4 protein-coding genes are annotated in these 13,890 nt (G+C 73.5%); 1 reads left to right on the top strand and 3 read right to left on the bottom strand.

Annotated features, from left to right (window positions below):
* The first annotated feature begins 45 nt into the window (after window positions 1-45).
* Window positions 46-1,128 (top strand): cellulose binding domain-containing protein, encoded by a 1,083-nt coding sequence (locus tag ACIHFD_RS35415; RefSeq protein ID WP_397370651.1) that lies wholly within the window; start codon window positions 46-48, stop codon window positions 1,126-1,128.
* Here ACIHFD_RS35415 and ACIHFD_RS35410 read toward each other — a convergent pair.
* The 3 genes from ACIHFD_RS35410 to ACIHFD_RS35400 are packed head-to-tail and all read right to left on the bottom strand — an operon-like array spanning window position 1,121 to window position 13,886.
* Window positions 1,121-1,330 carry an MbtH family protein gene (locus ACIHFD_RS35410; RefSeq protein WP_397370650.1) on the bottom strand — a complete coding sequence of 70 codons (210 nt, stop codon included), beginning with the start codon at window positions 1,328-1,330 and terminating at the stop codon, window positions 1,121-1,123. The two genes, ACIHFD_RS35415 and ACIHFD_RS35410, sit on opposite strands and share 8 nt — an antisense overlap.
* A gap of 18 nt (window positions 1,331-1,348) precedes the next feature.
* Window positions 1,349-3,037 carry an ABC transporter transmembrane domain-containing protein gene (locus tag ACIHFD_RS35405; protein WP_397370649.1) on the bottom strand — a complete coding sequence of 563 codons (1,689 nt, stop codon included), beginning with the start codon at window positions 3,035-3,037 and terminating at the stop codon, window positions 1,349-1,351.
* On the bottom strand, window positions 3,024-13,886 hold the full coding sequence (locus tag ACIHFD_RS35400) for an amino acid adenylation domain-containing protein (protein ID WP_397370648.1): 10,863 nt from the start codon (window positions 13,884-13,886) through the stop codon (window positions 3,024-3,026). The genes ACIHFD_RS35405 and ACIHFD_RS35400 overlap by 14 nt, the downstream gene beginning before the upstream one ends.
* Window positions 13,887-13,890: the final 4 nt, after the last annotated feature.

Below are 13,890 nucleotides of genomic sequence, written 5' to 3'. Positions count from 1 at the left end.
GCCCGCTGCCAGGCGGGCCGGGCCGCCTCACCCGGGGAGTCACCGATGCTTCGCCGATCCCACCTGTACGCCCTGCTCACCGCGCTCCTGCTGGCGGTCACCCTCGGGGCCGCCCTGCCCGCCACGTCGGCGGCGGCGCCCGTGCGCATCATGCCGCTCGGCGACTCCATCACCGCCGGACCCGGCTGCTGGCGCGCCATGCTCTGGCACCGCCTGCAGACGACCGGGTACACCGGCATCGACTTCGTCGGCAGCGATCCCGACGGCGGCTGCAACTACGGCTACACCTACGACGGCGACCACGAGGGCCACGGCGGCTACTCCGCCACCGGCATCGCCGACCAGAACCAGTTGCCGCCGTGGCTGGCCGCGGCCAGGCCCGACATCGTCCTCATGCACCTGGGCACCAACGACATGTGGGGCGGCTTCATCCCGACCAGCACCGTTCTGGCCGCGTACACGAAGCTGGTCGGTCAGATGCGCGCGAGCAACCCCACCATGAAGATCATCGTGGCGCAGATCATCCCCATGAACCCGTCCGGCTGCCCCACCTGCGCGGCCGGCGTGACGGCGCTCGACAACGCGATCCCGGGCTGGGCCGCCGGCCTCACGACCGCGCAGTCGCCCATCGTCGTCGTGGACCAGTGGACCGGCTTCAACACGGCCACGGACACCGGCGACGGGGTGCACCCCAACGACGCCGGCTTCCAGAAGATGGCCGACCGCTGGTACCCGGCCCTCGCGCGGGTGCTCGACGGCGTGATCCCGCCGACCACGCCCACCCCGACCCCTACCCCGACGCCGACCCCGACGCCCGGTGACGGCCGGTGCACCGCCGCCTACCGGGTGATCTCCCAGTGGGGCGGCGCCTTCCAGGCCGAGGTCACCGTGAAGAACACCTCCACGCGCGCGGCCTCCGCCTGGACGACGACCCTCACCTTCGCCGACGGGCAGCAGGTCCGCGAATCGTGGAACACCGCAATCACGCAGAACGGCGCCACCGTCACGGCGCGGAACGCCGGCTACAACGGCAGCCTGCCGGTCGGCGCGTCCACCGCGTTCGGCTTCAACGCGACCTGGAACAACGTGACCAACACGCCGCCCCAGGTGAGCTGCGTGCTCAGCTGAGCCTCTCGGCCAGCGAACGCGGGCGCAGGTCGGTCCAGTGCCGCTCGATGTAGTCCAGGCAGGCGGCGCGGGAGTTCTCGGGGAGGACGACGGTCCAGCCGGCGGGGACCTCGGCGAAGGAGGGCCACAGGGAGTGCTGGTTCTCGGCGTTGACCAGGACCAGGAAGCGGCCGTCGGCGTCGTCGAACGGGTTGGTGGTCATGCTTGATCCCTTCTGGGTTCACCGGGCCACGGCCAGGCGGTAGTTCTCGTCGGTGGTGAGCAGGTTGCGATGGGTGTCCTCCGCCGTGATGACGCCGTCGTCCAGGATGAGGACCCGGTCGGCGGCGTCGAGGAGGGCCGGGCTGCTGGTGATCACGACGGTGGTGCGGCCCCGGCGCAGCTCCGCGACGTTGCGCGCGATGAGCTGTTCGGTGACCGCGTCGACGGCCGTGGTCGGGTCGTGCAGGACGAGGATGTCGGCGTCGGCGGCCAGTGCGCGGGCCAGCGACAGCCGTTGGCGCTGCCCGCCGGAGAGGTTGGCGCCGCGGTCGCGGACGCCGTAGTCGAGCCCTTCGGGGTGGAGGGCCACGACGTCGACCAGCATGGACGCCTCGACGGCTTCGGGGACCATGCGGCCGGTGCCCGCCGGGTCGATGTTCGTGCGGAGGGTGCCCGCGAAGATCTCCCCGTCGTACGGGTTCACCAGCATGCGCTCGCGGACCGCCTCGATCGCCAGGTCCGCCGCCTCCCGCCCGCTGACCCGCACCACGCCCTCGTACGCGCCGGGCGGGACGTTCACGGCCAGGATCGACACGAGATCGGCCGCCGCGCGCGGCTGGTAGGCGGCGATCGCCACGAACTCCCCGGCCGACACGTGGAACTTCAGCTCGCGCAGCGCCCCGTACCGGACGCCGTCGACCTCCAGGTCCCCGCCCGCGGACGGCCGCTCCGGCCCCGGGGTCATCACCGCGGGCGCGGCCAGCACCAGCGCCATCCGCTCGGCCGACGCGCGCGCGATCATCACGTACTTCGGCATCTCCGAGAACAGCTTGAGCGGTTCCATGATGAACTGCGCCAGCCCCACGGCCATGACGAGCTGGCCGATGGTGATCCGGCCGTCGAACGCCAGCCACCCCGCCGCCAGGGTCACCGCGGTGGCGAGGATGGCGTTGAGGATCTGCGCGGCGCCGGCGTACGCGCCGTTCACCTTGGCGACGGTGACGGCCTGGCTCCTCGCCTCCGTGCTGACCTTCCGGTAGGACAGGAACGCCGCGTGGGTGCCGCCGAAACCGTGCAGCGGCCGCAGGCCGGTGATCAGGTCGGCGACCTTCGCGCCCGCCCGCGCCACCCGGGCCTGCTGCTCGCGGGTGCCGGCGCCGATCCGCCTGGACAGCACGCTCAGGATCGACAGGATGGCGACGGTTCCCACGATCACGAGCAGGCCGAGCCACACGTTGGCCGTGCCCAGGGCGACCGCCGTGATCAGCACCGCGACCAGCGAGCTGACCAGCAGCGGCACCACCTCGATGATGTCGGCGGTCTGGTCGGCGTCCTCGGTGGCGATGGTCAGGACCTCGCCGGACTTGAGGTCGACGTCCCTGGCCACGGGCTGGAGCCCGCAGGCCGCGACCCGCACCCGCCAGCGGTGCGCCTCGGTCGTGTTGGCCTTCTGCAGGATGCGCATCCCGAACCGCCACGACAGCGACACGGTCGTGATGATCACGGCCAGCGCGGCGATCGACACCGCGAGGGAGCCGAGGCCGCGCTCGCGCATCGTGTGCTCGACGATCAGGCCGAGCGCGATGGGGAAGGCGGTCTCGCCGGCCTGGTACATGCCCATGAGGACGGTGCCCCAGGCCATGGCGCCCGCGTTGCGTCGCAGTGCAGTCCGCAGGATGCCGGACCCCGTACGGTCAGGAGTTGTCATCGAGATGCCGGGCAATCGCTTCGGGGGTCCGCAGCGCGAACAGGTCACGAATGGTGATCACGGGGCCGTACTCGCGGCGGAGCAGCCCGATCAGCCGCACCGCCAGCATGGAGTGCCCGCCCAGGGACATGAAGTCGCTCACCGCGCTCACCTCGTCGTCGTCCAGGTCCAGCGCCTCGGCGAAGAACTCGCACACCACGGTCTCGGTCCCGGTCGCCGGGCCGCGCTCACCCGCCGTGGTCAGCGCGCCCAGCGGCCTGGCCTCCGGCAGGGCCTTGGCGTCGGCCTTCCCGTTCACGGTCAGCGGGATGGCGTCGACCTGGGCGTAGTGCGTGGGGCGCAGGAAGTCCGGCAGCCCGGCGCCCACCTCGGCGGCGACGGTCGCGAGGTCCGAGTCGCCCAGCACGAGGTAGGCGGCCAGCCGGTACGCGCCGTCCACCTGGGGGTCCGGCTGGGCGACCGCGGCGGCGAACCGCACCGCCGGGTGCGCCTCGAACGCGGCCTCGACCTCGCCCGGCTCCACCCGATGCCCGCGGATCTTGACCTGCTGGTCGGTGCGGCCCAGGTACATCAGGTTCCCGTCGGGCCGCCGGATCACGAGGTCCCCGGTGCGGTACATGCGCTCGCCGGGCTCGCCGTACGGGCAGGCGACGAACCGGTGCGCGGTCTGGGCGGGCTGCCCGAGGTAGCCGCGCGCGATGCCGACGCCCGACACGTACAGCTCGCCGGGCACGCCGTCCGGCACGGGCCGCAGCCACGGGTCCAGCACGTACACGTCGGTGTTGTCGATCGCCACGCCGACCACCGGGTCCTGGCACTCGAAGGTGCCGACGCCGAGGGTGTTGATGGTGTACTCGGTGGGTCCGTACAGGTTGTAGCCGACCGTCCCCTCGGTTTCGGCGAGCCGGCGCCACAGCGCCGGGGTGACCGCCTCGCCGCCCAGCAGCACCAGCGCTGGCCGCCGCGCGGGGTCATCGAGCAGCCCCTCGGCCACCAGCTGCTGCGCGTAGGTGGGGGTCACGTTGATCACGTCGATCCCGTGCTCGAGGCAGTACTCGACCAGGCGGGGCGCGTCGCGCCGCAGCTCCTCGTCGCAGATGTGCACCTCGTGGCCGTCGGCGAGCCACAGGAGCTCCTCCCACGACATGTCGAACGCGAAGGACACGGTGTGCGCGATCCGGAAGACCCGGTGCCCGTGCCGCGCCAGCACCGGCTCGAAGATCCGGCGCTGGTGGTTGATCAGCATGTTGGTCAGCCCGGCGTACCCGGTCACCACGCCCTTGGGCTTCCCGGTCGATCCGGAGGTGTAGATGGTGTACGCCGGGTGCCGCAGGCGGTCCGGGTCGCCCGGCGCGAACGTCGTGAACGGCTCGGCCTCGGGCAGAGGGCGGTCCAGCTCGATCAGGTCGCCGGTCAGCCGGGGAGCGACCGCGCTCACGGTGAGGATCACGTCCGGGCGGGCGTCCGCGACGATCGCGGCGATCCGCTCGTCCGGGTGGTCCAGCTCCAGCGGCACGTACGCGGCGCCGACGCGCAGCACGGCGAACAGCGCCACGATCGAGTCGAGGGAGCGCGGGATCGCCAGGCCCACGGTCGTCTCGGGGCCGATGCCGCGCCGGGCGAGCACCCCCGCCACCGCGCGGCTGCGGTCCCTGAGCTGGGCGAACGTCATGGTTCGGCCGTGGGCGACGAGCGCGACCCGCTGCGGGCCGCCGTCCGCCGCCTGGTCGAACCGGTCGACCACGGTGTCCGTGCCGACGTCCGTGCGTACGGCCGGCTCGGGCTCCGGCCCCAGACCCCGCAGCGCGCCCACCGGCCCGGTCGAGCGGGCCAGCTCCTCGAGCACGCGCACGTAGTCGTCCAGGAGACGGCGGGCGCGCCCGGCGTCGTCGTCGCGGTGCTCCAGCTTGATCGTGAGCCGGTCGCCCGGCGTGACGACCCAGGTGAACGGGTAGTGCGTGGAGTCCTCGGCGCGCACCTCGGTGATGCCGTGCCGGGCGTTCATCGTGGCGAGCGCGTCCAGGTCCAGGAAGTTCTGCAGCACGAACAGGTTGTCGAACAGCGTGTCGTGCCCGCTGGCCCGCTGGATCTCGCCGAGTCCCAGGTGCTCGTGCTCCATCGCCGCGACCCTGGCCGCCTGCACGGCGGACAGATACTCCCGTACCGTGTCGTCCGGCCGGGCTCGCGTCCACATGGGGACGGTGTTGAGCAGCACGCCGACGATGTCGGACAGGCCCTCGCCCTCCCGGCCGGAGACGGTCACGCCGAAGACGGCGTCGCTGCGGCCCGTGTGCGCGCCCAGCAGCAGGCCGAACGCGCCGGTCAGCACCGAGTTCAGCGTGACGCCGTGCGTCCTTGCCGCCTCCCGCAGCAGGTCCGACTGCCCGGGGGAGAGCGTGCGTACGAGGGCGCTCGGCAGCTCGTCCGGCAGTGACGGAGACGGCCCGGCGAGCAGCGTCGGGCCGGGGAGGCCGGTCAGGTGCTCCGCCCAGAACCGTTCCGACGCGGCGAGGTCCCTGGCGGCGAGCCCCCGGGCGTAGCTCTGGAAGCTCGGCGTGGCCGGGACCGGGTCCAGTGGCTGTCCCGCGAGGACGGCCTGATAGGCGTCGAACAGGTCCCGCAGCACGATCTCGCGGGACCAGCCGTCCCACAGCAGCAGGTGGTAGCTCAGCAGCAGGCCGTCGCGGTCGCCGGGCAGGCGCACCACGGTCAGCCGGATCAGCGGCGGCTCACCCGGGTCGAAGCCCGTGTCGCGGTCCCGGGCGCGCAGGGCCTCGACCTCCGCGTCCGTCGACAGCGCGACCACGCGGACGTCGACCTGCCGGCGCGCCGCGAGGACCTGGACCGGGTCGCCGCCGGCGTCGGTGGTGAAGCCGGCGCCCACGACCGGGTGCCGCGCGATCACGTACGCCATCGCCTCGGCCAGGGCGCCTGTGTCCAGCCGCCGGTCGAAGGTGAAGTAGTTCTGCGCGACGTAGTGCCCGGCCGGGCCCGCCAGCTGGGCCTGGAAGAACAGGCCCCTCTGGAGCGGGGTGACCGGCGCCGTCCACTCGGCGGTCGCGGCGGCGTCCGCGATCCGCTCCACGGCGCGCCGCCAGTGCTCGGTGAGCTCGTCGGGGACGCCTTCGGCGAGGGTGAAGACCGCGCGCAGCCTTCCGGTGGCCGTGTCGATCCACGCGTTGACCTCGACGGCATACGGGCTGCCCTGGTCGCCGCCGGTGATGTGCAGCGCCTGGGACTCGCTGCCCCGGCCGAGGTAGTTGAACAGCACCTGCGGGCGCGCGTTCAGCAGCGGCGCCGTCTGCGGGTTGAGGTATCTGAGCTGGCCGTAGGCGACGTTCCCGCGCTCGTCCGGCTGCCGTTCGGCGAGCTCGCGCGCCGCCGCGACGGGGTCGGTCTGCGCGGTGAGCCGTACGGGCGCGATGGAGGTGAACCAGCCGACCGTGCGGGTGTAGTCGTGGTGTTCGAGCGCCGGGACCCGGCCGTGGCGCTCCAGCTCGATCGCGAGGTCGGTGGGCGAGGGCTGGACGTGCGTCAGCGCGGTCCGCAGCGCGCCGCACAGCAGCTCGGTGACACCGACGCCGAGCGTGGCGGGCGCGGTACGCGTCACGCGGGCGGTCACCTCGGGCGCGACCTCCACCACGGTCTCGCGCAGCCGCTCGACCACGGGCAGCAGCGGGGGCGCTTCGAGCGTGGTGACCCAGTGCCCGAGGTCGTCGATCGCCTGGGCAGACCCCGCCGCCAGCGCGCCGGCGTACTCGGCGTAGGACGTGGTCGGCGCTGCCAGGGCCGCCCCGCGCAGGGCGGCGGCCAGGTCGTCCAGCAGGACCAGCCAGGACACCGCGTCGACGGCGAGGTGGTGCACGGTGACCACGAGGGTCCGGCTCGCCGCCAGCCAGGAGAACGCGATCATCTCCCCGGCCTCGGGATCGAGCCGTCCGGCGGCCTCGTTCGCGACGGCCGTGGCGTCGGTCGCGTCCGTGCGGGCGACGGTGACCTGCCGGGCGGGTTCGGTGCGCAGCGCCCACACCCCGTGCTCGACGCGCAGCCGCAGCCGGAGGGCCGGGTGCGCGGCCACGACGGCCTCGGCGGCGCGTCCGACGTCCGCGAACCCGGTCCCCTCGGGCGCCACCAGAGTCCTGGCCTGGGCGAACCGGGTGAGAGAGCCGCCCAGCCCCCGCTGTCGCAGGATGATCGGCGTCGGCGTCAGCGGACCGTCCTCATGAGAGGCGGGCACCGGCTCCGTGGCGTGGGGCGCTCCCAGGTGTCCGGCGAGCGCGCGCGGCGTCCTGAGCAGGAACACGTCCCGTGGGGTGATCGGCAGGCCGAGCGCCCTGGCCCGGTTGACCACGGTGATGATGACGATGCTGTCGCCGCCGGCCCTGAAGAAGTCGGTGTCGGCGTCCACCTCGCAGCCGGGCAGCGCGTCGGCGAAGATGCCCACCAGCGCCGCGACCTCGGAATCGCCCGCGGGCACCGGAGCGTCGTCCCGCCCGGCGTGCGCGCTCAGGGCCTTGCGGTCCAGCTTGCCGTTGACGGTCAGCGGCAGCGCCTCGACCCGAAGCACCCGGCGCGGCACCATGTGCGCGGGCAGCTTCGCCGACAGCAGCCCGGTGACGTCGCCGGGCACCCGGCCCACGACGTGCGCGACCAGGTGGTCCCCGCTGCCCGCCACGGTGACGGCCACGTCGACCACGCCGTCGAGCTCCCTGATCGCGGACTCCACCTCGCCGAGCTCGATGCGGAAGCCCTTGAGCTGCACCTGGTCGTCGGCACGGCCGGCGAACTCCAGCTCGCCGTCGAGCGTGCGGCGGGCGAGGTCGCCCGTGTGGTACATGCGGGAGCCGTCGCCCGCGAACGGGTCCGCCACGAACCGGCTCGCGGTGAGCCCCGGCCTGCCCAGGTAGCCGAGCGACACCTGGTCGCCGGCGACGTAGATGGCGCCCACCCGGCCCGGCGGCACCGGCCGGAGCCGGTCGTCGAGCAGGTAGGTGACCAGGCCGGGGATCGGGCCGCCGATCGGGCTGGCGCCGTCGCCGGCGGCGAAGTCCTCGTCGGTCAGCACCCGGTGCGTGACGTGGACGGTGGTCTCGGTGATGCCGTACATGTTGACCAGCTCGGGCGAGCCGGTGCCGTGCCGCTCGACCCAGCCGCGCAGCCGCCCGAGGTCCAGCGCCTCGCCGCCGAAGACGATCCGGCGCAGCGCGGTGACCGGCTCGCCGGCGTGCCGGTCGGCCTCCATGAACTGGTAGAACGCCGACGGGGTCTGGTTGAGCACGGTCACTCCGCGCTCGCGGACCAGCCGGTGGAAGTCGACCGGGGAGCGGGTCAGCCCGTACTCCGGCACCAGCAGCTCACCGCCGTGCGCCAGCGCGCCCCACAGCTCCCACACCGCGAAGTCGAAGGAGTAGGAGTGGAACTGCACCCACACGTCGTCCGGGCCGAAGTCCATGTCCGGCCGGGTGTTCGCGAGCAGCGTCACCACGCTGGAGTGCGGGACGACGACCCCCTTGGGCCTGCCGGTCGATCCGGACGTGTAGATCACGTACGCCGGGTCGTGCCGGCTCACCTCGGCCGATGTGGTGTCCATCGGCAGCTCGTCCCCCTGGACGAGCACGCGGGCCGGCACGCCCGCCCGGGCCGCCAGCTCCGTGAAGCGGTCCCGCTGGTCCCGGTCCACGAGCACGACCTGCGGGGCGGCGTCGGCGAGGACGTACTCCAGCCGTTCGTCCGGGTACGCCAGATCCAGCGGCACGTACGCGCCGCCCGCGCTGACGATCGCGACCAGGGCGACGACCTGCTCGACGGAGCGCGGGACGGCGACGGCGACCCGTTCGCCCGGCCCGACCCCGGCCGCCCGCAGCGCCGCGGCCAGCTCGTTCTTCGCCTCCGCCAGCTCGCCGTAGGTCAGCGACCGGGTGCCGCCGTCGAGACCGCACTGGGTGACGGCGGTGGCGGCCGGGTCGCGCTCGGCGGCGGCGTCGAACAGCTCGCCCAAGGTCGCCGGGGTGACCCGCGCAGGCTGCCCGGCGCCGTCCGGCACCAGGTCGTCCGGCCGGGTGAGCAGGCCGGTCAGCGCCTGGGTGAACGCGCGCAGGATCGCCTGGGCGCGCGCCTCCCGCAGCAGCTCCCCGTCGTAGATCAGGTTGAAGCGCGGGCGGCCGTAGCGTGCGCGCTCCACCACCAGCGTCAGCGGGTAGTGCGGGGCGCCCTCGTTCACGATGCCGGTGATGGCGAACTCGTCGCCGGGCCTGCGCAGACCGTCCACGTCGGCCGCGACGTCGAACACCACCAGGGTGTCGAACAGAGGGCCGCCGCCGGCCTGGCGGCCGATCCTGGTCAGGGAGACGTGCTGGTGCGGCAGCACCGCGCTCTGGTGGTCCCGCACCGAGGCGAGCAGCTCGCCCGCCGTGGTGGCGCCGCCCCACCGGACGCGTACGGGGATCGTGTTGATGAGCAGGCCCACCATGTCCTTGATGCCCGGCACGTCCGCGTCGCGCCCGGACACCGTGGAGCCGAACACCACATCCTTGCCCGGCAGGATGCCGCCCAGCGTCACCGCCCACGCGCTGTGCACGGCGACGCTCAGCGGCACACCCGCCGACCGGGCGGCCGTGTCGACGTCGTCGTCCGGCTCCACCGTGGTCTCGGCGTACCGGCCGGACGGGGTGTGCCCCTCGGCGACCAGCGAGGGGCCGGGCAGGCCGGCGAGCTGATCGCGCCACACCCGGTCGCTCTCGTCGTCGTCGCGCGCGGCCAGCGCGCGCACGTGGTCGGCGAAGCCGCCCTGCGGGTACGCGGTCCACGGCGCGTGATACTCGGCCAGCAGCGCGCGCAGCATCGGGGGCACCGACCAGCCGTCGGCGAGGATGTGGTGCACGGTCTGCACCAGCACGTTCCCACCGGAACCCGTACGGATGAGGGTGAAGCGCATCAGCGGACCGGTGGCCAGGTCGAACCCGGCGCGGCGGTCCCGTTCGGCGTGGTGGCGGATCTCGTCCTCGGTGATGCCGGGGCGCTCCAGCGTGGTGAACGGCGCCTCCACCCCGCTCTCCAGCACCGAGACCACGCGGCCGTCGGCGAGGGCGACGAAGCGCGCGGCCAGGTTCGGGAACAGGTCGAACAGCCGGGTGGCCGCCGCCGCGAGCCGGTCGGCGTCCACGTCGCCGTCCAGCGTCATGATCTGCTGCTCGACGTAGCTGCCCGCCGAGTCGTCGTCGAAGACCGAGTGGAAGTACAGGCCCTCCTGCAACGGGGTCAGCGGCAGGATGTCCCGCAGCGCCGGGCCGTCCAGGGCGTCGACGTCGGCCTGCGTGAGGGCCACCGCGCCGAAGTCGCTGGGGGAGTGGCCGCCCTGGTCGAGCGCGGCCAGCCCGGTCAGGGCCGCCCGGAAGTACTCGCCGATCGTCGCGATGTCCTCCTCGGCGAACATCCCGTCCGGCCAGGAGATGGTGGTGAGCAGCTCGTACGCGCCGCTCGCGCCGGGCTCGGCGATCGCGTTGAACTCCAGGGCGCGCGGCAGCCGCATCCCCGGGTCGCGCTTCTCGCCCAGCTGCCCCGTGGCGCCCGCGAGCCGCCAGTCCCCGGACGCGCCCGCGTCGTAGCGGCCCAGGTAGTTGAACAGCACCTGCGGGGCGGGCGCGGCGAACCCGGTGCCGGTCAGGTAGCGCAGGGCGCCGTAGGAGACGCCGTTGCTCGGCACCCGGGCGAGGTCCTCCTTGACCGCCTTGAGCGCCGCGGACAAATAGTCGGGGGCGGTGAGATCGGCCGCCGCGCCGGGGTCCACGGTCACCGGGAACAGCGTGGTGAACCAGCCCACGGTCCGCGACAGGTCCGGCTCGTAGCCGGCGGCGTCCGCCACGAACCGTCCCTCGCGGCCGTGGCCCTCGAGTTCGATGTGCGCGTACGTCTGGTCCTGCCCGAGGTCGCGCCGCCAGCGGGCGAGGGCGACGGCGAGCGCGGTCAGCAGCACGTCGTTGACGCCCGCGTGGAACCTCGCCGGGATCTCGCCCAGCAGCGCGGCGGTGACCTCGGAGCCGACCGGCACGACCTGGGTCCGCTCGCGCGCGACGGTGTCGGATGCGGACAGCGGACGCCTGCCCAGCGGCCCGTCCGCTCCCGGCAGGGGCCGCTGGAAGTGGTCGCGGTCCGCGTCGAACGCCGCCCGCTCCAGCAGCTGCGTCCAGCGCCGGAACGACGTGCCCACCGGGGGCAGCTGGATCGGCGTGCCCGAGGTGAGCTGCCGCCACGCCGTGGCCAGGTCCTCCATCAGGATCCGCCAGGACACGCCGTCGATCACCACGTGATGGGCGACCAGGACGAGCTGCCGCGCCTCGCGCCGCCAGACGGCACGGAGCATCACGCCGTCGTCCGGGGCCAGCCCGGCGGCGGCGAGCCGGACGCACTCGTCGAGCGGCCGGTCGCTCTCCTCCCACCCCACGACGGCCCCGTCCGCCTCGGGGATGTCGAAGCCCCAGCGTTCGCCGCGCACCAGCCTGGCGCGCAGCATGTCGTGCCGCCTGACCAGGGCGGCGAGCAGCTCGCCGAGGGCGCCGGCGGTCAGGTGGGCCGGGGTGTTCAGCACCACCGACTGCACGAAGCCGTCGATCGCCTCCGTGTGCTCGCCGAGCCACTGCACGATGGGGACCCCTGCGACGGGGCCGGTCGCGACGTCCCCGCGATCCACGGTGGAGACCTCGTCACGGGTGGCCGCCGCCGCGAGCGCTCCCACGTTGCGGCTCGCGAAGATCTGCGTCGCCGTGAGGTGGAGGCCCGCGTCGCGCAGCGCGCTCAGCAGCGAGATCGCCAGGATGCTGTCGCCGCCGAGCCTGAAGAAGTTCTGGTCGACACCGACCTCGTCCAGCCGCAGCACCGACGCGACCGCCGCGCACACCAGGCGCTCGTTCTCGGTGGCCGGCGCGACGATCGCGCCCGTCCCGATCGCCGGCTCCGGCAACGCGCCCCGGTCCAGCTTGCCGTTGGCGGTGAGCGGGAACTCCTTCATCACGACGACGTGCGCGGGCACCATGTGCTCGACCATGTGCTCGGCGGCCCACGCCTTGACCTCGTCCGCCCGCAGGTCGCCACCCCCGGCCGCCGGGATCACGTACCCGACCAGGTAGGTGCCGCCCGCCGCGTTCTTCTTGGCGACGACGCAGGTGTGCCGGACCCCGGGGTGCTCCGCGAGGCCGACCTCGACGTCCTCGATCTCCAGCCGCATGCCGCGGATCTTGATCTGGTTGTCGGCCCGGCCGAGGAAGTCCAGCGACCCGTCGGGGGCGAAGCGCGCCAGGTCGCCGGTGCGGTACAGCCGGGAACCGTCCCCGGCGAAGGGGTTCGCCACGAACCGGGACGCCGTCAGGCCGGGCGCGTTGACGTACCCGCGGCCCAGGAGGAAGCCGCCCACGTACAGCTCGCCGCCGACGCCGACCGGGACCGGGCGCAGCTCCTCGTCCAGCACGTACAGCTCGGTGTTGGGGTTGGCCTTGCCGATCGACGTCGACAGGCGCTCGGCCGCGCCCCGGTAGATGACGTGCGAGACGCCGATCGTCGTCTCGGCGGGGCCGTAGCCGTGGTACATGGGGATGTCGAGCCGGGTGCGGAAGCGCTCGTACAACTCCGGGGTCAGCACCTCGCCGCCGCACCACACGTGCCGCAGGCTGTCCAGCCGCCCGGAGCCGCCCGCGATCTCCAGCAGCACGTCCAGCATGGACGACACCAGGTACGTGAAGGTGACGCGCTGCTCGGCGATCACGCTCAGCAGGTGGTGCGGGTCGCGCTCGCCGCCGGGCCGCAGGACCACCAGCCGGCCGCCGCACACCAGCGGCAGGAAGATCTCGTTGATGGAGATGTCGAACGACAGCGGCGCCTTGAACAGCGACGCGTCGTCGTGGCCGAAGCCCAGGATCTCGCGGGACTGCCACAGCAGGCGCTCGCTGATCGCCTCGTGCCGAATCATCGCGCCCTTGGGCCGCCCGGTCGAACCGGACGTGAAGATCACGTACGCCAGCGCGGGACCGGGGACGGCGATGTCGGTGTCCCCGGTGGGATACGACCCGAACCGCCAGTCGCCGAGGTCGACGGCCACGGCCTCCGGCTCGCCCGCGCCGTGCTCGCCGGAGTCGTTGAGCTGCGCCACGACCCTGGCGTCCTCGATGACGACCGCCCGGCGCGCGGCGGGCCACTGCGGATCGAGCGGCACGAACGCGCCCCCCGCCTGGAGCACGCCCAGCAGGCCGATCACCATCTCGGCGGAGCGGCCCAGCGAGATGCCGACGATCTGTTCGGCGGTGAGCCCGCGGTCGATCAGGTGGTGGGCGAGCTGGTTGGACAGCTCGGCCGCCTCGCGGTAGGTCAGCGAGCGGTGCCCGTCCACGATGGCGACGGCGTCCGGCCTGGTCCGAGCCTGCTCGCGGAACATCTCCACGATGGTCGGGCGGACCCGGTCCACGTCGTTGTCGTTCCACTCGGCCAGGGCCGCGAGCCGGGCCGGCACGCTGGACGGGCCGATGGTGCCGATGGGCCGATCCGGGAAGTCGGCCAGGTCGTCCAGCGCGAGCTGCGCGTCGGCCGGCGGGACACCCTCGGGGACGGTGATGCTCCGGCCGTCCGCGCCGACGTCCCAGCCGGCGACCCCGTCCCCGCCGTTGTCGGCCCATCCGAGGACGTCGGCGAACAGGGTGGCGGAGGTGAGGTCGAGACTGCCGGGGCTCTGGCCGGTCGCCCAGTAGGCCAGCCCGATGGCGCACGCCTTGGTGATGGTCCTGTCGGAGTAGCCGCCGGTCCGCCGGCGCACGTCGGCCAGGCGCGCGGGAGAGAGCAGTGCGAGACGAGTGCTCGGTTCCGTCATCGAA

Source organism: Nonomuraea sp. NPDC051941, from assembly GCF_044593615.1.
Note: the sequence above shows the minus strand (reverse complement) of the source record. Positions and strands in the feature narration are given on the sequence as shown.